26 protein-coding genes are annotated in these 22,326 nt (G+C 37.0%); 14 read left to right on the forward strand and 12 right to left on the reverse strand.

Annotated elements, in window-relative coordinates:
- The first annotated feature begins 14 nt into the window (after positions 1–14).
- The 5 genes from M1K46_RS07820 (at position 15) to M1K46_RS07840 (ending at position 4,216) form a co-directional block, all read left to right on the forward strand.
- Entirely contained in the window at positions 15–1,001 is a 987-nt protein-coding gene (locus tag M1K46_RS07820; protein WP_256225609.1) for a glycosyltransferase, read from the forward strand.
- Positions 1,002–1,123: 122 nt separating this feature from the next.
- Positions 1,124–1,807, forward strand: coding sequence for a PIG-L deacetylase family protein (locus M1K46_RS07825; protein ID WP_256225610.1), 684 nt, complete (start codon positions 1,124–1,126; stop codon positions 1,805–1,807).
- A 39-nt stretch (positions 1,808–1,846) separates the two neighbouring features.
- Positions 1,847–2,467 carry a methyltransferase domain-containing protein gene (locus M1K46_RS07830; protein WP_062231437.1) on the forward strand — a complete coding sequence of 207 codons (621 nt, stop codon included), beginning with the start codon at positions 1,847–1,849 and terminating at the stop codon, positions 2,465–2,467.
- A 144-nt stretch (positions 2,468–2,611) separates the two neighbouring features.
- A complete protein-coding gene (locus tag M1K46_RS07835; protein ID WP_256225611.1) occupies positions 2,612–3,403 on the forward strand; it encodes a glycosyltransferase family 2 protein in 792 nt (263 codons plus the stop codon).
- Positions 3,404–3,418: 15 nt separating this feature from the next.
- Complete coding sequence (locus M1K46_RS07840; protein ID WP_256225612.1) at positions 3,419–4,216, forward strand: glycosyltransferase family 2 protein; 798 nt, start codon at positions 3,419–3,421, stop codon at positions 4,214–4,216.
- 132 nt (positions 4,217–4,348) lie between these two features.
- Here the strand turns inward: M1K46_RS07840 and M1K46_RS07845 are convergent, their stop codons facing one another.
- From M1K46_RS07845 to M1K46_RS07865, 5 genes are all read right to left on the reverse strand, one after another.
- Positions 4,349–5,305: a UDP-glucuronic acid decarboxylase family protein gene (locus M1K46_RS07845; protein WP_256225613.1), complete on the reverse strand. Its 957-nt coding sequence runs from the start codon at positions 5,303–5,305 to the stop codon at positions 4,349–4,351.
- Between the two features lie 23 nt (positions 5,306–5,328).
- Positions 5,329–6,618 (reverse strand): UDP-glucose dehydrogenase family protein, encoded by a 1,290-nt coding sequence (locus M1K46_RS07850; RefSeq protein WP_256225614.1) that lies wholly within the window; start codon positions 6,616–6,618, stop codon positions 5,329–5,331.
- Between the two features lie 80 nt (positions 6,619–6,698).
- Positions 6,699–7,700 (reverse strand): glycosyltransferase, encoded by a 1,002-nt coding sequence (locus M1K46_RS07855; RefSeq protein WP_256225615.1) that lies wholly within the window; start codon positions 7,698–7,700, stop codon positions 6,699–6,701.
- Positions 7,697–8,683 (reverse strand): hypothetical protein, encoded by a 987-nt coding sequence (locus M1K46_RS07860; RefSeq protein ID WP_256225616.1) that lies wholly within the window; start codon positions 8,681–8,683, stop codon positions 7,697–7,699. Before M1K46_RS07860 ends, M1K46_RS07855 begins: the two co-directional genes overlap by 4 nt.
- A gap of 46 nt (positions 8,684–8,729) precedes the next feature.
- Entirely contained in the window at positions 8,730–9,755 is a 1,026-nt protein-coding gene (locus M1K46_RS07865; protein ID WP_256225617.1) for a sugar phosphate nucleotidyltransferase, read from the reverse strand.
- Between the two features lie 203 nt (positions 9,756–9,958).
- Here M1K46_RS07865 and M1K46_RS07870 point away from each other — a divergent pair, with 203 nt between their 5' ends.
- The 6 genes from M1K46_RS07870 to M1K46_RS07895 all read left to right on the forward strand — a co-directional run bounded on the left by M1K46_RS07870 (position 9,959) and on the right by M1K46_RS07895 (position 15,172).
- The gene (locus M1K46_RS07870) at positions 9,959–10,615 is read left to right on the forward strand and encodes a class I SAM-dependent methyltransferase (protein ID WP_256225618.1); all 657 of its coding nucleotides are present in this window, start codon (positions 9,959–9,961) and stop codon (positions 10,613–10,615) included.
- Between the two features lie 37 nt (positions 10,616–10,652).
- A complete protein-coding gene (locus tag M1K46_RS07875; protein WP_256225619.1) occupies positions 10,653–11,453 on the forward strand; it encodes a glycosyltransferase family 2 protein in 801 nt (266 codons plus the stop codon).
- Positions 11,454–11,549: 96 nt separating this feature from the next.
- A complete protein-coding gene (gene glf, locus M1K46_RS07880) occupies positions 11,550–12,677 on the forward strand; it encodes a UDP-galactopyranose mutase (RefSeq protein ID WP_256225621.1) in 1,128 nt (375 codons plus the stop codon).
- A gap of 25 nt (positions 12,678–12,702) precedes the next feature.
- Positions 12,703–13,692 carry a UDP-glucose 4-epimerase GalE gene (gene galE, locus M1K46_RS07885; protein ID WP_256225622.1) on the forward strand — a complete coding sequence of 330 codons (990 nt, stop codon included), beginning with the start codon at positions 12,703–12,705 and terminating at the stop codon, positions 13,690–13,692.
- A 55-nt stretch (positions 13,693–13,747) separates the two neighbouring features.
- Complete coding sequence (locus tag M1K46_RS07890; protein WP_256225623.1) at positions 13,748–14,419, forward strand: glycosyltransferase; 672 nt, start codon at positions 13,748–13,750, stop codon at positions 14,417–14,419.
- A 30-nt stretch (positions 14,420–14,449) separates the two neighbouring features.
- Positions 14,450–15,172 (forward strand): glycosyltransferase, encoded by a 723-nt coding sequence (locus M1K46_RS07895; RefSeq protein ID WP_256225624.1) that lies wholly within the window; start codon positions 14,450–14,452, stop codon positions 15,170–15,172.
- Positions 15,173–15,296: 124 nt separating this feature from the next.
- Here M1K46_RS07895 and M1K46_RS07900 read toward each other — a convergent pair whose 3' ends face one another.
- The 3 genes from M1K46_RS07900 to M1K46_RS07910 form a co-directional block, all read right to left on the reverse strand.
- Positions 15,297–15,740: a hypothetical protein gene (locus tag M1K46_RS07900; protein ID WP_256225625.1), complete on the reverse strand. Its 444-nt coding sequence runs from the start codon at positions 15,738–15,740 to the stop codon at positions 15,297–15,299.
- A gap of 157 nt (positions 15,741–15,897) precedes the next feature.
- Positions 15,898–16,062, reverse strand: coding sequence for a hypothetical protein (locus M1K46_RS07905; protein WP_256225626.1), 165 nt, complete (start codon positions 16,060–16,062; stop codon positions 15,898–15,900).
- Between the two features lie 35 nt (positions 16,063–16,097).
- Entirely contained in the window at positions 16,098–16,964 is an 867-nt protein-coding gene (locus M1K46_RS07910) for a hypothetical protein (protein ID WP_256225627.1), read from the reverse strand.
- Positions 16,965–17,080: 116 nt separating this feature from the next.
- On the opposite strand from M1K46_RS07910, the gene M1K46_RS07915 reads away from it, so the two are divergent.
- From M1K46_RS07915 to M1K46_RS07925, 3 genes are all read left to right on the forward strand, one after another.
- On the forward strand, positions 17,081–18,247 hold the full coding sequence (locus M1K46_RS07915; RefSeq protein WP_256225628.1) for a hypothetical protein: 1,167 nt from the start codon (positions 17,081–17,083) through the stop codon (positions 18,245–18,247).
- 119 nt (positions 18,248–18,366) lie between these two features.
- Entirely contained in the window at positions 18,367–19,260 is an 894-nt protein-coding gene (locus M1K46_RS07920; protein WP_256225629.1) for a hypothetical protein, read from the forward strand.
- Positions 19,261–19,325: 65 nt separating this feature from the next.
- The gene (locus M1K46_RS07925) at positions 19,326–19,676 is read left to right on the forward strand and encodes a hypothetical protein (RefSeq protein WP_062231468.1); all 351 of its coding nucleotides are present in this window, start codon (positions 19,326–19,328) and stop codon (positions 19,674–19,676) included.
- A gap of 56 nt (positions 19,677–19,732) precedes the next feature.
- Here the strand turns inward: M1K46_RS07925 and M1K46_RS07930 are convergent, their stop codons facing one another.
- The 4 genes from M1K46_RS07930 to M1K46_RS07945 form a co-directional block, all read right to left on the reverse strand.
- Positions 19,733–20,413, reverse strand: a complete 681-nt coding sequence (locus M1K46_RS07930) for a DUF421 domain-containing protein (protein WP_256225630.1) — start codon at positions 20,411–20,413, stop codon at positions 19,733–19,735.
- 96 nt (positions 20,414–20,509) lie between these two features.
- Positions 20,510–20,944 (reverse strand): GNAT family N-acetyltransferase, encoded by a 435-nt coding sequence (locus M1K46_RS07935; protein WP_256225631.1) that lies wholly within the window; start codon positions 20,942–20,944, stop codon positions 20,510–20,512.
- 2 nt (positions 20,945–20,946) lie between these two features.
- Positions 20,947–21,465, reverse strand: a complete 519-nt coding sequence (locus tag M1K46_RS07940; protein WP_256225632.1) for a 2'-5' RNA ligase family protein — start codon at positions 21,463–21,465, stop codon at positions 20,947–20,949.
- A 65-nt stretch (positions 21,466–21,530) separates the two neighbouring features.
- Positions 21,531–22,259, reverse strand: a complete 729-nt coding sequence (locus M1K46_RS07945; protein ID WP_256225633.1) for an alpha/beta hydrolase — start codon at positions 22,257–22,259, stop codon at positions 21,531–21,533.
- Positions 22,260–22,326: the final 67 nt, after the last annotated feature.

The following is a 22,326-nucleotide window of genomic DNA, read 5'->3' on the forward strand; positions in this document are numbered from 1 at the left end:
ATAGGAGTGTTTGAATGTTAGTTTCAGTTGTAATGGCTGTTTACAATGCTGAAGACTATGTTGAAGAGGCTATTAAAAGTATCTTAAATCAGACATATGATCAAATAGAGCTAATTATTGTTAATGATGCATCTATTGATCGGTCATATGAAATTCTTGAGTCAATAAAAGATCAAAAGGTAAAGGTTATCCATTTAGATAAAAATCAGGGAGCTGCTCATTGCTTAAATATCGGAATTAAGCAAGCTAGCGGAAGTTGGATTGCGATTCAGGATGCCGATGATCTAAGTCTTCCAAATCGCATTGAAGAACAGGTAAAGTATGTTACAAACCATGCCGGGATAGCAGCAGTCGGCTCGTTTATTCATTGTATACATGGAAAAGAATTAATCTCAAATGAATTATTATTAATGGAAGAGGAAGGATATAATGCCTCCAGTGAACATTTAAAAGAACACCGTTTTTTTTCCTGTTTTATGTGTCATGGTTCCGTTATGTTTTCTAAATCTGTTTTTGATAAATTGGGCGGTTATAATCCGGCATATAGAATCGCCTATGATTATGATCTTTGGATGCGTATGCTTGAAATATTGCCGATTCATAAACTGCCTAAAGTATTATATGAATACCGAATACACCCGGATTCACTTAGTCGATTAAAAAGGCAGGACACAGTTAATGAAGTTTGGCTGATTTCCAGTAAAAATATTCAAAAAAAATTAGTGGATGGTTTAAACCATAACCCCAATTTTGTTATTATCGGCGACCGAAAGACATGTAAAGAATTTAAAAACATTGCGTGTACAGAAAATTCTCTCTCAGTCTATGATTTTTACTATAAAAACAATAGAAGTTTAAGTTCTAAAATTTATAAACTTTATTGCACCGGTAAGGTGGATGCTGTAATTTTTCTTAACAGTTATAAATTATTAGGAATTTATGAGCAGTTAAAACAACAAGGATTGATTTTTAACGATAATTTGTTCAGGATCATGGTGTAAGATATCTTCTTACTATAATGCAATCATAGTAATGTATAACTCCGTGGTTTTTTGCCTATACATCCCCTTAATTGCTGAATAGATTAAACTAATACAATGTATTTAAGTTTCGGGGGTGTACGATGCTTAACACTGGGAATGAACGGATATTAATCATAGCACCACACTCCGATGATGAAGTATTGGGTTGTGGAGGATTGATTGAGAGAGCATGCAGGTTAGGAAATCATGTGAAAGTTGTCATTGCAGCATTAGGAGAAACAACATTCATCCATTCCGGAATGAAAGTGACAGCCGATATTAGAAAAAAGGAACTGTCCGATGCCTTATCGTTTTTGGGTTGTGAAGATTATGAAGTCTTGTTTGAAGATAAAGAAGGGATATTGGACACCATTCCGCAAAAACAATTAGTCTCAAAAATTGATGATATCTTGATGAGTTTTAAACCCTCAATGGTGTTCATACCATATCCGAGTTTTCATCAGGATCATAAGGCGCTTTTTCATGCCTGCATGGCCAGCTTAAGGCCACAGCCTCATCTAAATTATAAGTTGATTGCTATGTATGAGTACCCTTTAATCGTCTGGCAATATCCTCGAATTAACAATGCCGGTGAGCTTTTCTTGGATCTTAGTGAAAAAATAGATATGAAAGTAGAAGCAATGAAAATGCATGTTTCCCAAATCCGTGAGTCTCAACATCTTATTTCACCAGAAAGTATAAAGAAATGGGCAGAAAAAAGAGGGATGGAGAACGGGTCCCAATATGCTGAGAAATATTATATTTTACGTGCAAAGCTTTTTTAGCATTCTGCCAGGAATAAAAGAGTTATTAAGGAGGAATTTTTGCTGAATAACTTTTCAATAAGACCCAAAAGCAGAAATTTTGGATTCGATCGGGGAAAACCTATTGATAGATTTTATATTGAGAAATTTTTAGAGAATAACCGCGCAGAGATAAAAGGACATGTTCTGGAAGTAGGAGATAATTATTATACGAGGACCTATGGAACTAACGTTTTGAAAAGCGATGTGCTGAACCTCATTCCTTCACCTGAAGCGACCATTGTAGGTGACTTGGCAACAGGAGAAAATATTCCTCATGAGGTTTTTGACTGTATTATACTAACCCAGGTCATTCATGTCATATACGATATTAAAATGGCATTAAACAATACAATAAAAGCGTTAAAACCAGGAGGGACATTGCTGATAACTACGACTGGTTTAAGCCCAAGCTGCCGAACAGATTTTCATGGAGACTATTGGAGATTTACGGATACTTCATTGCGGATGCTGTTGAATGAGCTCGTTGATGAAGAAAAGATAGAGATAGATGTATTTGGCAATGTTGCTGTAGCGAAAGCATTTCTTGACTGTTTGGCCGTTCATGAAATCCCTGAAGCCATTTTAGGCATTAAGGATGAACATTACCAGGTGATTCTAACTGCAATAGTTAAAAAATAATGTTTAAAAGAGCAAATGATGAATTGCTCTTTTTTTTATTTGATACAAACATCAGTACAATCAGGATTGGAATTAAGTGCATATAAATTAATAAGGAATATTTTTTTTACAGGATATTATAAATTTTAAGAGGTGTTTAAGTAGTTGGATAAAGAAGTGACCATTTTAATACCTTCATTTAATTCAGGAATATATTTAAGAGAAGCTTTAGAGAGTGTGTTTAATCAAACATATCCCTATTGGAAAATTATTTTAGTGGATGATGCATCAACTGATGATAGCTTGTCCCATGCTGCTGATCTGTTGGAAGATCAAAGAATTACACTTATCAAGAATAAAAAAAACGTCGGCCAATCTATGTCACAAAACATTGGGCTTGAAAGAATAAATACAGAATTCTTTATGCAATTAGACGCTGATGATTGGCTTCCAGAAAACACACTGGATTTATTAATGGATACAGCAAGAAATTTACCTGAAGAAGTAGCATTGATTGTTGGCAATGTTATAGAAGTGACAGAAAACAGAAAAAGAAAAAGGTACCGATATGTTTCTAATGAATGGGACAATATTCAGCAGGAAAAATATGAACTGTTGCTTTCAAACTATATTCCCTGGCCAAAGTTTTACCGAACATCATTGATAAAAAAGATGGGCGGATGGGCAGTTAATGACCCGTTTAAAGGCAGGCATGCAGAAGATCTTCGTATGTTTTTACGACTAATAGAAGAATACCGTTTTTACTATATACCACAAACCATTTTATACTATCGAATACATGCAAGGAATTCCACACATCAAAAAGACGTTTACAGAGAGGCTGTAGAGTGGATCGTACGCGATGCTCTTCACCGGTGGGGAAATGAATATGAACCAGTATTTAAGGAAATAAGAGGCGGTTGGAGAGTAGTTAAAAAGTTAAACCGGATTGAATAGGAAGGGTTGGTGAAAATGGACGAAAAAGTAACGGTTCTAATCCCCTCGTATAACCCTGGCAAGTATTTAAGAAATGCAATAGAGAGTGTAATTAACCAGACGCATCAAGGCTGGAAAATGGTCATCGTAGACGATGCTTCGACTGATGATAGTTTATCAACGATACAGGACTATCTATCCGATCCCCGTATAGTCCTTATAAAAAACAAGCAAAATTTAGGACAGTCCAAAACCCAAAACGCTGGTTTAGAGCAAATAGATACTCTTTTTACAATAATGCTGGATAGTGATGACTGGTTTTTTCCAGACACACTTGAAATTCTGATGAATGAGGCGGAAAGGTTGCCCGATGAGGTAGCATTGATCTGCGGCAAAAAAACAATCGTATTAGAAAATGATCAGGGTGAAGTTGTATATAAGATACTGGATATAAAGGGTCGTTCATATGAAGATCCTTATGAATTTTTGTTGGAAAATTTTGTTCCATATCCCCGTTTTTACCGAACATCCGCGCTTAAAAACGTAGGAGGCTGGCCAACAGATGACCCATATGAGGGGCGTTATCTGGAAGACCGTCGCATGGATGTCCTTTTGATTAAAGATTATAAAATTCGATGGATCGATAAAATGCTTTATAATTATAGGAAACATATCAACAACGTAACCGTTAATAAGAAGGCTATTTTAAATGAGATGATTAAATGGAATATTCATTATGCGTTAAATAAATGGGGGAATGAGTTTGAGCCACAATTCTCAATAAATAAAAACGGCTGGGTTGAATTGAGTTCACTTATTCCAGTAAAAACATAGCATAGACCCCATTTTCCAATCCGTATAAAAAGACTGACTCAAGAAGTTCGTTTAAAACGATCTGAATGAGGCAGCCTTCTTTTTTATTTGGTTGATTTCCGGAGTTGTCAGCTCTTCCACGTCTTGATTCATTTAGTTACTAAAAGAGGATTTATAAACATTTATTGTTCTTCGTAATCCTTCTTCCAGGCTTACCTTAGGTTCCCAATCAAGAATTTTTTTTGCTTTGTCAATGTTTGGCTGTCTTTGTTTAGGGTCATCTTTTGGCAGAGGGAGAAATACAATATCACTAGAGGAATTTGTGAGTTCTTTTATTAATTTAGCTAGATTTAAAACGGTAATCTCATTTGGATTACCTATATTTATAATTTCTCCGTTTGCGGCATCATTCTTCATCATTAACATAATTGCACGGATGGTGTCGTCTACATAGCAAAATGACCTTGACTGTGAGCCATCTCCATAAACAGTAATTTCCTCTCCCTTTATGGCCTGATTTACAAAATTAGAAATTACACGTCCATCGTCATTTCGCAAACCAGCAGAATACGTGTTAAATATCCGGGCAACCTTGATTTTCACCCCGAAGAGGCTGTGGTATAAATAACAAAAAACTTCCCCAAGCCGTTTGCCTTCATCATAGCAGGCTCTGGGCCCCCAGGTATTAACATTGCCCTTGTAATCTTCCGTCTGAGGATGGATTTCTGGGTCGCCATAAACTTCACTTGTACTTAAATATACCATTTTGGCATTATGAGTTTTAGTGAGTTCTAACATGTTTTTCGTTCCAATAGTATTGATTTCAATGGTTTCAAAAGGATATTGTTGATAGTATTTGGGGGATGCAGGAGAAGCGAGGTGATAAATTTGGTCTATGTCTGTTATTTCCTTTAATGGAAAGAGGTTATCAGAGCAAACATCAAGTTTTATAAAGGTGAAGTTTGGATAAGCATTTAACTTAACAATATTTTGCATCCTGCCGGTAGAAAGATTATCAATTCCTATAATGCAGCAGCCTTCGGATAAAAGAGTTTCTGCCAGCTGATATCCCAAGAAACCGGCCACTCCGGTAATAATTATTTTTTTCAATGCACCTATCACCTCTCAAGTGATTAATTGTAACCTATTCCTTCATAAATATAGCCAATAGATCTCATCTCTGCTGTATTGAGCATATTTCTCCCGTCAAAAATAATAGGGGAATTCATTTTATTTTTTATACCTGCCCAATTTATATTTTTATATTGAGGCCAGTCAGTACAGATTAATATTGCATCTGCATTTGTGATTGCTTCTTCTGCAGAATCTTTTTGACAAACAGTATCCACTAGATTGCCAGGGAGTTTAGCAACGGGATCGTGTACTTCTACAATTGCTCCTTCATTTATTAAGTTTTGTATGATCTTCAAGGATGGCGACTGTCTTATATCATCTGTTTGAGCCTTAAAGGAAAGACCCAATACAGCAATTTTTTTTGCTGCCAAGCTGATTAATCTTGTTTTTACTTTTTTAAAGAGGTAGCCCGGCTGGTTCTCATTAATAGCATGAACTTTCTCGAGAATTGAAAGATCTATATTATTTTTCTTTGCAGTATCGATCAAGGCCAGCACATCTTTTGGAAAACAAGATCCCCCATAGCCAATACCAGCTTCTAAAAATAATTGGCCGATTCTTAAATCCAATCCAACCCCTTTAGCCACATCTTGGACATTAATATGCAATTTGTCACAAAGGATGGCTATTTCGTTAATGAATGAAATTTTAGTTGCTAAAAATGAATTAGCAGTATATTTAATTAATTCTGCAGCACTTGGTGTAGTAACAAAAAATGGTGACTTTATTCCCTTATAGAGTTCTTGAAGGAGTGCGGTTGCTTTATCATTTTCACTTCCAAGTATTATTCGGTCTGGATAAAGGGCATCGTGTAAAGCATTGCCTTCTCTTAAAAACTCTGGATTTGATAATACATCAAAAGAGACAGGATCTTTCTTGGTATTTTCGATCCACAGCTTAACTTGTTTAGAGGACCCCGCGGGCACAGTGCTTTTGATGACGATTATTTTGTATTCATTCAGGTTTGAAGCGATAAATTCAGAAGCTTCCCGTAAAAAGTGCAAATTGGCACTTCCATCTTGATTTTGCGGAGTACCGACACAGATGAAAATAAGGTTATTATCTTTTATAGCTCTTTGATGATCATTTTCAAATGTGATTTTTCCAGAAGCTAAGTGCTTAGTAAGTAGCGTATCTAAACCGGGTTCGTAAAAAAAAAGTTTTCCTTTCTGTAAATCATTAATTTTCTTTTGATCAACATCTATCACTGTTACCGAATGTCCCAATTCAGCAAATAGTAAACCAGTAGTTGTTCCTACATATCCTGCCCCAATGATTAAAACATTCAATGAAACACCCCCGTTAAAATGTAACTATATTAAATTATGATTTTAAGCAATAAAACGAAACGGCTATAGTTTGTAATTAGTCAAATTTTATATTTTTTAAAGACACGCCGGTCTTCACTAAATGGGTTGATAATCTGAGATTGTGCTAAATGATTATTTTTATAAATATTTCGTATTTTATCACTTACAAGTCTTCCATTGTCAAAGTAATCATAACTCCATGGAATGTTTGATAAATCCCGATGGCCATGATCTTCTAACAATCTCTGATATTCATTGAGTATGTTAATGCCGTGAGTTGTTGTTTCATTGTTTATTAAATACAAGGTGTCAGATATATAAGGCAGTCCGGAAAAATGAAAAAATCGTAAAGGTTGGTCATTTACCTTATAGTTATCGCTTGTTTTTGTAATATTTCTTTCAATTAGATTCCAATACGCAACATTGTATCCCGGGTGTTTTAAATTCATGACTTTGTCAAAAAAAACAGGGACAAGATCCATCCACTTTTGTTCATTGAATAACCCTCTTGGAGGATCGGTATAACAGTATTGATTGAGCCGATCACACCACCAATCCAAAAAAAACTGACATTCTGTAGATCGCTTGAGCGCGATAAAACCAGTATTGAAATTTCCGGAGTTCAAGAGTGCGAATTCCCCAAATAAATGGGCTGGATTTTTTACTGGATTTAAAATATGTGGAGTTAAAGCAATAGAATGTAAGCGAAGGGTATCCTCAACCTCTATGAAAGGTCCAAAAACCAGGGTATCACTATCCAGGTAAATGACATGTTCTTCTTTTGGATACTTTTGAAAAATATATCGAAACAGCTGTCCTTTACAGAACCCTGCTGTTTCATATTGACTATATTTAAATATGGTATGTTCAAAATTAAGATATCCCATATCTTTCGCTAAAACGATTTCATCAAACAGGTCTAATCTCCTTATAGAAACAGGAAGATTTTTTTCGATCAAACAGACGACCATCTTTGATTCCGGAATATGCTTTTTAATGGATTGTGCTAATGTCTTGGCCATAGCAAGGTGGTTCATGCAAACAGAAGTACAGAAAATCAATGTTTTCTCACCTGCGTTTTTCGTATTTTTAACCGTTTAATGGCTTTATTGGTTAGTGAATAGGGGTTTGTAGTATGTGCCTCTAATTCAGAATTATATTTAAATACTGATCGTGATTTATCATCTATCCGTTCACCATGATCAAAAAAATTATAGCTCCATTCAAAATGGGTAGGATAGAGGTTTTCATTTTCCTCCATTAGAGCAATGTATTGATGTACAACTTTATATATAGACGGGTTGTCTGGAAGGTTATCCCGGAGAAAATGTAATGTTGAAAAATGAAAAAATCGAAAAGGTTCACCGTTAGCATAATATACGCCATCTTTCATGCTGATGTTGCGCTGGTTTATATTCCAGAACGCCACATTATAACCGTCATGTTTCAGTACATAAATCTTATCAAACAACATTAAGGCTGCTGTTAGCCATCTCTGGTCGGTAAACAGTCCTTGTTCCGCATCATTAAAAGCATAGCGTTCAAGTTTTGCTGTCCACCAATCCAGCATTGCTTCTGCTTCCATTGAACGTTTAACTCCAATGTACCCGCCGTTAATGATCCCGACTCTCAGAATCAAAATTTCTGCATTTTCCCCCCAAATGGTGTATGTGTTTTTTGGCGGTTCATTATAATGGGGAGTCAATACAATGGAATGCGTTTTAAAGGCAGCAAATACTTCATCAAAACGGGAAAACACTTGAGTATCTGAATCAATATAACTGAAAAATTCCACATCTTTATACTTGTTGTAGACATATTTCATAAGTTGTCCTTTACAAGCACATGCCGCTTCGTATTGATTATATTTAAATATAGTGGTTTCAAAGTTTGTAAAGCCCATGTCCTTAGCCAATACCACTTCATGAAAATCTTGATCGTCCAATAAATGGGCAGGCAAGCTTTTTTCTAGTAAACAAATAACCAATTTACTTTCCGGCATATGCTCTTTTAGTGAATTGGCCAATACCTTTGCCTTTGCCAAATGATTTAAACAGACGGATGTACAAAAAACCATATTTCACATCACCTTACTTGGAAATTATTTTAGTGTCATCAAAAAAAATGCATTCAATGGAAGTGTTTTCTATGTGCAGTTTATCGATTTTTGTCCCTTTTCCGAAAATACTATGAGTTATTAAAGAAGAGACATCACTTACATAAACATTTTCCAGAATTATACTGTCTTGAATCCTGCAGTTATCTATAACGGCACCCTGTGAAACTGATACATACGGACCTATTGTCGAATTTGTTAGCACACAGTTTTTATCAATATGAACGGGCGGAATCAACTTGCAGTTTTTGATGATGGTTGAAGGGTCTGTAGTCTCCTCTGATCGATTCAGGGAATCTAAAACCCAACGGTTGGCTTCTAACCATCGTTCTATTGTGCCTACATCTGAATATTCCTTTTTTGTAATTTGGTAAGAGATATTATATTGATGATTAATTAACCATTGAATGGCGTCAGTAATTTCGTATTCTCCTCTTGAGGAGGGTTGTATATGGTTAATGGCAGTGAGCACATTGGAGTCAAACGCATAAGCTCCAATTATTGCAAGATTGGATGCTGAATTTTTTGGTTTTTCTTCCACTTTAATGATCTGGTTGTTTTCTACATGGGCGATTCCAAATTCACTAGGATTAGAGACCTTCGTAATCATAACAGCACCGTTGATTGAACTAGACAGGATAGCTTCTTTAAGGGATAAAAGCGATTCATTGATCAGGTTATCTCCTAATAAAAGAATAAATGGTTCGGTCTTCAAAAAATCCGATGCTTGCCTTACCGCATCTCCAATACCCTTTGCTTTCGGCTGATAAATAAGTGTAATTGAAGTATTGTCGGCTCGTCGATTATCTATATACTCACAAATATCTTTTTGTAAAGGGTTTAATACAATACCAATTTCGTTTATGCCTATTTTTTTCAGGCTTTCAATACAATATTCTAGTAAGGGCTTATTAGCAACTGGTATTAAAGTTTTAGCCCTTGCTAGTGAAAATGGCCGAAGTCTAGTACCTTTTCCGGCTACTAATATTAATCCTTTCAATAAAAAAACACCACCAGACTGACTAAATAGTATTGTATCTATCATCAAAATATATGTTACATTATGCATTTATACTGAAAAACGTTACATAAATAGGTGATGTCATATGGATATAAAAATCTATTATATGCCCAACCAATTTGTAGCTTTTGGAATAATTTAAAAGAAAAAGAGGAATTTTTATTCGAGGTGAGAGCAAATAAATGTATTCAAAAGAGTTCTATAAAAGTAAAAGAGAAGATTCATTATCATCCGCAAACGGGGTTGTTCCCATCGTAATGGAATTAATCCAGCCAAAATCAGTTTTAGATGTTGGATGTGGGACGGGAACGTGGTTAACGGTTTTTAAGAAGAAATATAGAATAAGAGATATTCTTGGCGTTGATGGTGACTATGTGGACAGGAGGCAGCTGGATATACCAAGAAGAAAGTTCTTCCCGTATAACTTGGAGAATCTTCTTGATTTGGGAAGAACATTTGATTTGGTTGTATCGCTTGAAGTAGCGGAACATCTCCCTGAGCATTGTGCTGAAACCTTTGTGCAATCCCTTGTGAATCATGGCTCAGTTGTATTATTTTCAGCAGCTATACCTGATCAGGGCGGTGATCACCATGTTAACGAACAGTGGCCAGATTATTGGATTGAAAAATTTAAAAAACATGATTTCCTGGTCATTGACTGTATACGAGATAAGGTGTGGAGCAGTGATACAGTTGGATGGTGGTATGCTCAAAATATGTTTTTGTTCGTAAAAAGGGAATATTTATTTAACCACCCGGTTTTATTGTCTTTTTATAAAGATGTAAACCCAGTATCTTTTAATAAAGTACACCCCAATAACCAGCTTTCAACTTTATGAAAATTAGAAAAGAATAATGAAGAACATGGAGAGGTTTATGGAAAATTATGATGTTACCGTTTTGATACCTTCCTATAATCCTGGAATATTTTTAAAGGATGCATTGGAAAGTGTGTTCCGGCAAACTTATGATAAATGGAAAATAGTTTTGGTAGACGATGCCTCCACAGATCAAAGTCTTGCTTTTGTCGAAGACTATTTAAATGATCCGAGGGTTACTTTAATTCGTTTGAACGAAAATGCAGGTCAGTCAAAAGCACAAAATGAGGGCCTTGCCGTTATTGATACGCCTTTCATAATGAAGCTTGATTCAGATGATTGGCTTTTTTTTGACACAATTGAAAAACTAAGAAATGAAGCAGAAAAGGTTTCAGATCACGTTGCACTTATTTGGGGCAATAAAACAGATATTTATGAGGATCGGGAAGGGAATAAACTATTGGAAGTACCGCGCATCGGGGGACGTTCCTATAGTGATAGGTATGAATTCTTATTATCTAACGATGTACCCTTTCCCCGTTTTTACAGAACGTCCGCTCTAAAACAAGTGGGTGGATGGCCAACCGATGATCCATGGGAAGGACGTCATCTTGAAGATAAACGAATGGATGCATTGCTTATTGAACATTTTGAAATTCACTGGATAAATGAGATGCTTTATAATTACAGGCAGCATGCAAATAATGCTACCAAAAAAATAGATCTATATAATGAAGTTTTTGAATGGCACATCTATAATACTTTAAAAAATTGGGGTGACTTGTATACCCCTGTTTTTAGAACATATTGTGGCTGGAAACAGCTGGCACAGCTTATTCCAAAGCAAAATCCTGTATAAAAAACAGGATTTTTTCTTTTATTTCCTTGGAAAATACATAGCAATCTCCTTTATTGCATACATAAATCATATAATCCCAATTCTGGGGAGGAAAAGATGAAATTCGATTATTTAATTGTTGGAGCGGGTTTCTCAGGTTGTGTTATGGCTGAAAGAATTTCCAGTAGATTGGGGAAAAGGGTTCTAATTGTCGAACAAAGGAATCATATTGCAGGTAATGCCTATGATTATTTTGATGAAAATGGAGTTCTCGTTCATAAATTTGGTCCACATATTTTTCACACGAATTCGAAGAAAGTGTGGGATTATCTTTCAGCCTATACGGAATGGATTCCTTATTATCACAGAGTACTTGGTATGCTTGATGGAGAAATGGTCCCAATCCCATTTAACCTCAACTCACTAAATATACTATTTCCTTCAACCAAAGCCAAAGCAATAGAAAACGCCCTGTTGGAACAATATAAGTTTGGGGAAAAGATAACGATTCTACAGCTTCAAAATAACAAAAATAAACAGCTGCAAAATCTCGCAGATTATATTTACGAAAAGGTATTTCATGGTTATACGGTAAAACAATGGGGGTTAAGACCCGAAGAGCTGGATGCGTCTGTAACAGGACGGGTACCTATTCTCATCTCCAGAGACAATCGGTACTTTCAAGATAAATATCAAGCGATGCCAAAGCATGGATATACTGAAATGTTTAGAAGAATGTTGAAAAGCCCAAACATCAAATTATTGTTGAATACTGACTACAAAGAAATCATAGCAGATGTTCAGTTTAACAAATTAATTTTTACAGGCCCTATCGATATGTATTTTGAATATAAATATGGCCAATTGCCATACAGAAGCTTACGGTTCGAATTTGAATTTCACAATAAGGAGGAATTTCAAGAAGCAGGCCAGATCAATTATCCAAATGAGTATGAATTTACGCGTATTACGGAATTTAAAAAATTAACACACCAAAAGAACATCCTGGGAACAACGATTGCAAGAGAATATCCGGAAGTCTACAAAAAAGGTATTAATGACCCGTATTATCCCGTTCCCAAAAAAGAATACAGGGAGCAATATATATTATATGAAACTGAAGCGCAAACCATTAAAGACAAAGTGATATTTGCCGGAAGATTGGCAGAATACAAGTATTATAATATGGACCAAATCGTAGCCAGGGCTCTGCACTTGTTCGAAAAAGAAATTAATACAGAATAGGATAATAAAGAATAGGAGGAGTGCCATGATTCTTGTGACAGGAGGAGCAGGATATATTGGGAGTCACGTAGTCAAAGCTTTAATTATGAAAAATTATCAGGTTGTTGTTATTGATAATTTGTCAACAGGCAATCAGGAAGCACTTGATCCTAAAGCAATATTTGTAAAAGGGGATGTAAGAAACCCTAAAGATTTAGGAGAAATCTTTTCAAAATACCCTGTTCGTGCAGTTATGCATTTTGCAGCAAATGCATACGTAGGAGAGTCGGTTGAAAAACCTGCAGTATATTATAGCAACAACGTCAATGGAATGATAACTCTATTGAAGATGATGGTGCAATATAATGTTAAGAAAATTGTTTTCTCCTCATCATGTGCAGTTTACGGGAAACCGCCTTGCAAGATGATAAATGAAAGTACTCCTGCAATTCCCATTAATCCTTATGGTTGGACCAAATTAATTGGGGAGCAACTATTAAGAGACTTTTCAACAGCATATTCGCTAAAATATATTGCTCTGCGGTATTTTAATGTAGCAGGCGCCATTGACTCAGGAGAATTGGGAGAGGACCACACACCTGAGACCCATTTAATTCCCAATATCATAAAACATTTACTCGGAGAGACGAAAAAAATTTTTGTGTATGGTAATGATTATGAAACAAGAGACGGTACATGCATAAGAGACTATATCCATGTTACAGACTTAAGTAATGCCCACATTCTTGCACTTGAAGCACTGCTGGATAGTAAGGCTGCCAACAGAGTTTATAACGTAGGAAATGAAAAAGGAATAAGTGTGAATGAAATAATAAAAATGTGCGAAACGATAATCGGCAGAAAAGCCACTGTGGAATATGCAAAAAGGCGTGATGGAGATCCTCCTGCTCTCATAGCCAGTGCAGATTTGTTAAAAAAAGAGTTTAACTGGAAGGCGCAGTTTGACCTGAAAGATATGATTGAATCAGCATGTCAATGGTTTTTAAATAATCCAAAAGGTTATAAAAAACCGTAAAAAGAAAGGGGATTATATGGTATCTGTCATTACCTGTACAATTAGGGATTCGTGCATGGATAATATATTTGATAATTACAAGAATCAAAATTACGATCATAAAGAACTGATCATTGTGCTTAATCAAGACAGTATGTGTTTGAAAAAATGGCGTGAAAAAGCAAAAAATTATGATAATGTTTCTGTTTTTCAACTCCCGGAACATACCTCCTTAGGTAATTGTATCAATTTTGCAGTGGGGCAGGCTAAATATGATATAATTGCAAATTTTGAAGATGACGATTATTATGCACCAGCATATCTGCAGCATTCTATTTCTGTATTGAATTCTATGAAAGCGGATGTTATAGGAAAGACATCGGTATATATATACTTGAAAAACAAGCAAGTATTAGCTGTTTTCAATCCAGGCAATGAAAATCAATATGTCAATCATCAAAACAGTTTTGCAAAGCAATATTTACAAGGAGGAACATTAGTTTTTTATAAAGCAATTTTGGACCTAGTAAGGTTTCCCGATCAGGTTAAAGAAGTAGACCGGATTTTTTGCAGGGACTGTGTGAAGGCGGACTTAAGGGTTTACTCAACAACAAAAGAAAATTTCACCTATGTAAGGAATGATGATCAGGAACAGCATACGTGGAAGGTGCCTGTGGAAGTTATTTTAAGCATAAGCCAATTTATTACAAAGACAGATGATTTCAAACCGTTTGTATCAAAGTTTTGATGTCACTTATGAGGAACAGGGGAGGCTTGTATGGTTTCCGTCATCACTTGCACGATAAGGGATAATTGTATGGAAGAGGTTTTCCTTAATTTTGATCGGCAGCAAGATGTAGAAAAAGAATTAATTATCATTTTAAATAAAGATAATATGGATGCTGAAAAATGGAAAGAAAGAGCAGCTGATTCTTCTAACATTTCTATCTATCAATTACGATCTGATACTACGCTGGGAGAATGTTTAAACTTTGGTGTAGAAAAAGCAAAGTTCAGCCAAATTGCTAAATTTGATGATGATGATTACTATTCGCCTTATTACTTGTTGGATTCACTTCAATCTTTAAGAAATTCTCAAGCATCCGTAGTTGGAAAAACCTCCATTTTTATGTACTTTAAAGATCAAAGCCTGCTTACCGAATTTAATCCGAATAAATTTGGGGGGGCAGTTGCGAAAAATGAGGAGACATACAATAATCATTTATTAATGGGAGGGACGCTGGTTTTTAAAAAAGAAGTTTTTAATACGGTAAAATTCAGTTCCACCAATATTGCTGAGGATTCAGCTTTTTGTAAATCATGTATTGAGAATGGAATTCCTCTTTACTCAGCAACTAAAGATAACTATGTTTATTTAAGAAGCTATGAACCAGAAAGCCATACATGGAGGATTAAAAATAACACGATTTTGAAATTCTGCAGCGTGATCGCTAAAACCGATGACTTCCGGCCTTATATTACTAAAAAACCTATTCTCTAATGGTTAGAAAATCAGGCAGGCTGCCAGCCTGTTTTTGAATTTTTCATTATCTAAAGAGATTGTCGAACAACAATAAAAAAAATCAGGCTTTTTAGGCCTGATTTTTGCGTAATAACCTAACCTATTACGTGAATAGTTGGATCGCAGTAATTTGACGGCAGTCAATGATGATAGGATATCCGTCTAAGATGAAAGTCGCACAGCAAGTTTTATGATCGAAACAAGCGAATGTTAACTCGTCATTAAAGAAGTCCTCTCCGCCTTTTAGTACGATTTGTACTAATGAACCAGGTGTTAGCTTTCTGATCTGATCACACGCACAACCTTTACATTGGTTATGAGAAGAAGATGAAGATGAAGAGCTTTCTTCTTTTCTTCTTTTCTTTTTGTGTTTAAAGCTTGAGCTTGAGCTTGAGCTAGAGCTAGAGCTAGAGCTTGAGCTTGAGCTTGAGCTTGAGCTAGAACTAGAGCTTTCGTGTTTTTTTCTTTTCTTGTGTACAAAGCTGGAGCTAGAACTAGAACTTTCTTCGTTGCAGCTGCACCCTTGTTTTTTAAATAATGAACCCATTACTTTTCCTCCTTATTTGTCTTTCGTACTCCTGATCATTCAGGGGTAATATAGTATATTGAGTTTTTTAAAATTTGCATGGATAAGTACCTACTTGTACAAAAAATAGGTTTTTCTACTAGAAAAATAGAAAAAAAGAAGGGTGAGATCCTTCTTTTTAGCGGCCATCATTGTTTTTTTTAGGTTTCCACGTTACTTTTCCGCACGTTTTGCAGCCCTTCTTTTTTTTCACAGGTTCAAACAATGACGGTCTGCTTGCCGCTTTTTTTGATTTTTCCTGCTGGCGATCACGATATAGCTTTCGTATTTGAGATTTGTCCATTCCACCCACACCTTTTCCAGTAAGTTGCTTCTATACTATTCTTTACTTCTCCGAGTGGTATAGGTATTTGGCTGAAAGGGATTAATGGCTGTTGAAGTTTTGCTATTTTTTTGTTTAAACGGATTGATAGTAGATTCAGGGGTTTGTACGCTTTTAAAAGGGCTTATGGCTGGCCCGTTATGGAGATTTTTATTTCGTGTTACTATTGCGGGTCTGCTTCGGACAGGTATAAGCTGCTGAGGAGCGATGAAGGTGTCAGGCACCTTAAATTCAGGCTCAATTTTTGGCTTTTTCATTTTTTTTGTTTCTTTTACGCATTGCAGATCAGCGAGCATGGGATTTATCGTTCTTAAGATGTGGTTTATCCCTGTCTGGTATTCTCCAATAGAGAGGGAAGCGAGTGATGAAAATGTCTTGGAGAGTCCAATCTGCAGGATGAGGTAGCTGATCCATTCAGGAATACATTCTTTTTCTCGCCATCTGAAGGAAAAAGAATAGTGATTTGCTTTTCTTTTGCATAGGATGCTCTTATGAATCATGTTTTGAACAGCATTTTCGGTATTCTCGGCTGGAGTAATATAGAGGAGTTTGGAATTTTCCGTTTGAATGATGATGGGTACAGGCTGATCAGCAACAAATGAAACCGATATTGAGGCTGTTGTACTCATTCCCGAGGGGTTTTCTTCTATAATAACATCAGTATGCTTAAGAATTTCTTTAACTCTTTCCAGGTCCCTTTGCTCAAGACCTGAAATCACAAAACACTGGTCATACATAGCGGGTTCAATGTCATGATAGTTTTCATTCCAATCCAACCCCCAATAATTTAATAATGGTTTTATATGCTGAAAAAAATTGGTGTCCATCTGTCCGATCTGTTTGCCCGCAAATGTAAGAATCATGATGTCTTTCCTCCTAGCTGCCCGAAAAATAGGCATTCATTCTTGTGTCATAACCTATCGTATTCCCATAGTATGTAGGGAATCTTCAGAACATGATGAGGAAAGGAAGGGAAACTATGGGTTTAAATCATAAGAAATCTATACCAAAGGCTGCCAATAGTCTCCAAGAAGAATGCATAAGAGTACAGAAAGTGTATGATTGGGTTACTGATACATTTTCAGTAACGAAACAAGTTAGTTTCAATCCGGAGCAGCTCAGAAAGATCGAGGAAGCATTAGAAGATCCGGCACGGCGTCCTTTGCGACTGACTTGTCAAACACCGGCGGCTCCGCCTCCATTCCCGTTAAACGGAGAAGAAACGAGGGCAGAATGCGAGACCTTCCTGTGTGAGCAGGTTGGTGAGAAAAGAGATGTAACGGTTTCGCTAAACGGTAATTTTGTTGATGCACAGCTCGTGGAGCTGTTATTCACTTCTGAGGTAAGGGTAGCTGTTGTGGACCGTAACGGAAGAGTCGTAACACACCTTACAACGGATGCATCTGTGCTCGAACCGTTTGTACTTTGTTATCCAGACGGAACAGACCTGTTTTGCAAAATCACCAGAATTCTTTGCAAAATCCAAACAGGAACTGTACTTCTAAACGCCCCAGCACCACGATCCTTTAACATCACCATTACATTCTGTGTGGATATCCAAATCGAAGCTGAAGTGAAACTCGAAGTACTTGCTAAGTTCTGCTCACCTCGAAATAATGACCTCTCAGCTGAAGAAGCTGAAATGGATTCTTGTCCGGAGGTCGAATTCCCTGCACAATGTCCGGATATCTTCCCTCGCCCTAACTGCGATTGCAGTGTCAGCGGCGAAGCGAGCGGACGCACCGGAAGCAATTCTACTGAAAAAGGCCGCCTTAGCGTGCTTGCTGATATCTGCCAAAACTGCAGCCTGAGTGACAGTTCACTTCGCTTTTCGTTTGAAGATGAAAACGGGGGATTAAACAACTTCGACTTCACAGCGGATAGCTTTGAACAGGATTCTCTAACTTGCGAGCCTTGCGAAGGCAAGGGACTCAAGCTGATGGTCTCAGGTGTAGGTACGACAAATGAGGGTGAAGAATTTGACTTTAACTTCGCAGCCGTAAGCCGCCACTCTGGAAGCCGTTTTCAGCTTCAGCTTATTGATGAAAGAGGGGTCACTGTATTCGAATCAGGAATTGTGAAAGTAGATGAAGGAAGCCTTGAGGTTGAAGATTGCGTGACTTTCGATGATATCAAATTAAAATAATATCCTTAAGCGCAATAAAAGAGCAGGGAACCATCCTGCTCTTTTTTCTTTAAATAGTGAACGAATCAGTGACGCCTACATAAGATAAAAGATGGGAGCCTATTTAGGGGGGGACACGTATGCATTCTCAAAAAGAACGGTTAAGCTATGACCGTCTTATCGCTCGGGCCCAGTTTTATCAGGAAAAGTCTTTAGAGTTGGAAAAAAAATTAGTGTTTGCAGAGGAACTGATTGAAAAACTTGAAAAAGAGGCAGCGGATTCTTCAAAAGATACAGAGATACAGGCACTTGAAGCTGAACGGGTGCGGCTGACAGAAGAGGTCGCACACTTGAAAAATGAGCTGGGGCAAGCCAAAAGCATTGATTATGACAAAAGAGCAGCGGATTATGAGGCATTGCTGGCTGAAGTGCAAAAGGAGATAAACGATAAGGAGAACAAACTGGATCTCAGCCAGCAAAAAATAAGGGCATTAGAAAAAAAGCTTTCACTTCAAGGAAGGCCTGATCCCTTTATGAAGAAAGCAGAGGAAGACGAAGAAGAGAATATTTTCGTTAAGAAGGATTATGAGTGTCTCTGCCTGTTTGATTACTCCATCATCATGAATGAAAATCAATCAGGCTTTATTAAGGGATCATTTATCATTGAAAACACAGGATTAATTACACTTCAGAATCCATCTGTTTGTCTGCGCTTCAATCCAGGTGAAGCCAACGTCTTAAAAGGGAAGATTTACTCCAGTGAAAATCATGAGGTTAATCAAGACAACCTCGCGAACTTTCATTGGATGTTTATCGACAACGACTGGGCGCAAGAAGCGAAAGAGCGCGGAGAAATCTGGATCTGCCCGATAAGAGAAATGATCATAGAACCTGGTGAGAAATCCGTGATACAAGACTATCAGATTCCATTTAAGAAAGAAGTCATAGGCAATCTAACGGTTGAAGCCTTTGTTTTCTTCAATAAACAGCAATATAAAGTAAAGGCAGCCAATCACATTTCTATCAATTTTTGATAATTAAGCCTATGTCCCTTCTCTATAATCTTGCATACTATGGGAATTATAGAGGAGGTTAGAGTATGTCTTGCGAGAAAAAGAAAAAGAAAGTGATCAAAGCAGATAAAGTCTTTATTAAAGCAGAGAAAGTGATCGTAGTAGAAGAAAAAAAGAAGAAGTACGACTATAAAGAAACATGGACTCCGGATCACGTATATTCTCCTAAGAAGAAAGAATCTTCCAGCTGTAAAAAACATGAATCTTCCAGTTCCCACGGCAAAAAGAAAGAATCTTCTTCATCCTGTTCCAAACATTTTAAGTCAGAATCCAGCTTCAAAAAACACGAATCTTCTTCAAGCTATATTTGCTTTAAAAAGAAGCATAAAAAGCATAAAAAGCATAAAGATTGCGGCTGTGGAGGTTCCTGGATCTAAGCATGCAAACAAAAAAAGAACACGCAAAGTGTTCTTTTTTGCTTTATAAAAAACAATTAGTCCTTTTCTTTCATTACTAGCAGTTCATGTCCCTTTTTCCATTCCGCATAGAGAACATCTTGAGCGGAGTTTATTTTTCTTTTTAAAAGCTGTGCCCGCAGCCACTCCTCATCAACTCCCGCTGTATTTAAATTGTCATAAATAATTTTACCATCTAGGATCAAAGTGACAGGAAGTGTAACCTCAACTTCATGAAGCTTTAAGTCTTTGCGGGTGACCGGCTGTACATTGGATTTAGAGAGTACAGAAATGGAACCGTTCGTCTCCAGAATGGCATATTCTATTTCTCTCATGCTAAAATGGCCTTTCTGCCGGATGAGATCTTGAAGCTGGTTGATATCAAGCTTGTTCTTTTTCAGCTGTTTACGGTCAATGACGCCGTTTCGGACGATGATAGAGGGAGAACCTTCGAGAACCTTGCGCAGTGTCATTGATTTTTGTGTCAGCATCTCCAATGAATACATAAGTACTCCCCATACGCTAATCGCAAATAAGATCATCCAAATGTGCACATCAGGGTCATACATCGCATTTCCGACAAGTTCACCGAGGATAAGAGCTGAAATAAAGTCGAAAGGTGTAAGCTGTGATAATTGTGTTTTTCCTAATAATTTAGTTAAAAAGAAAAGAGCAAAAAAACCAATGATCATTTCAATTGTAATTGTACCAAGCCTCATGACAGCCCCCACTGGTGCGAAGTTAAAGTTAGTGTTCTCCTGTTTGTCCAAAATAAACCGATCGTGAACATAAAAAAGCATTAAACTGACTCAAGATCAGTTCAATGCTTTATTCATGGCAACATGCCAAATATTGGCGTCTAGAAAGGGTTCTGTTGAAGTTGTAGCATATCCTAATTTTTTATAGAAATCCTCTGCATGGACCTGTGCATATAATGTAAGGGATGGATAACCGGACTGTTTGGCTGCCTGTTCCATCTTTTTCATCAGCAACTCGCCGAGCCCCTGTTTACGGCGGCTGGCCAGAATACAGACTCTTTCAATTTTCCCTCCGCCTTCTATTGGGCGTAAACGGCCTGCTCCAATTGGTTCACGACGGTCATCGTATAGGACAAAATGGGTTGATTGATCTTCAAGCGAGTCAATCTCTTCTTGCTCGGAGACGTTCTGTTCATTTACAAAAACCTGTTTTCGAACAAACAAAGCGTCCTTGTAAGATGGATCTTCCGTTGTTAGTACTTTTACTTCCAAAATTAAACGTCCTTTCCGAGCGCAAAAGTCTTGTAGACTTTCCAGCGGTCAGATTCTTCATCCATTTTTAACAAATGAAATTCTGTTACGGTTTCTTGGTATTCTGCTTCCACCATTTTTAACCGTTCCAGCACATCCGCATGCTCCACGTCAGAAAGCTTTTGGGCAAGGGTGAGATGAGGAACGAAATTATACGGATGTTCGTGTTCGAGCGGCCCTTCATAGAGAAGCTCGTGCAAGGAGTTTAGTTCATCATTGTTATCCACTTTCAAGTAAATAACATTGTTGACAGGATGAAAAGAACTTGCTCGGGTGATATGAATATTGATCGGAGGAATATCCTTGGCGACTGTTTCGATATATTCAACAATTTCTTCGATTTCTGCATCGTTGGCTTCAAATGGATCTTTGAGTGTAATATGCGGTGCTATGATAGAATAATGAGGATCATAGCGCTTGCGGTAAGAATTTATTTTATCTTTGAGTTCTTCTGATGGGAATATAGCAATACCGTATTTCATTGAAAACTTCCTCCCTTATCTTTTGAATTAGTATATCAAAAATTCTTACAACTTCACAAATCGAATTATTTTCCGTAGATAAATTTCAAAGCAGGCCTAAGGTTTACTTGCCAGTCTGACCATAGATGACTTCCTTCAAATTCTTCATAACAATAATCAAATCCTTTGTTCAGAAACCAGTCCGAAAGTTCACGGTTCGGCGATAAAAAATCTTTTATAAAGCCATCAACAGATTCAAAGCGGCTTTCTTCTTTTCCGACGGAATGATAGAGCGTCAGCAGTTCATACCCAGTGAAAGAGCGGACATCGTTCAAGATTTGCTGCTCAACGTACGGAGACTGTACGATCAGCTTGCCGAAAGTACGGGGAAAAGATATCCCGCATCTGAGGGATACATAGCCTCCAAGCGAGTCTCCGAGAAGGCACATCCCGGATCCCAATAAGTAAGTATTAAACTTCTCTTGAACATAGGAAGGCAGATCCAGTGACATGAAACGAATATAAGCGTTATGTTTTTCTCCTTTTGGGTGATATTTATGATGCCTGTCCTCTCCGCGTTTATGGGAAATACCGATGATGATCATTTCCTCGATCTCATTCGCCTGAATCATATCATCCGCTGTAGATGCAAGCCGTCCGAGCTGAAAATAATCAGGTCCGTCCTGTGCGATCAATACAGGATATTTTTTTAGTGTGGTAAACGCTGGAGGCAAATAGATCAATAAAGGAATTTCTTCATTAAGTTCTTTACTATGTATGGTTTCTTCATAGACGGTTCCTTGAAAAGTGGGCATAAAAATTCTCCTATCTAAAAACAGCGCTTTCATTGTATCCGTTCCATTCTATCATACAGTGGTATAA

Origin of the sequence: Fictibacillus sp. WQ 8-8 (assembly GCF_024494405.1) — a bacterium.
GTDB classification, from domain to species: Bacteria; Bacillota; Bacilli; order Bacillales; family Fictibacillaceae; genus Fictibacillus_C; species Fictibacillus_C marinisediminis.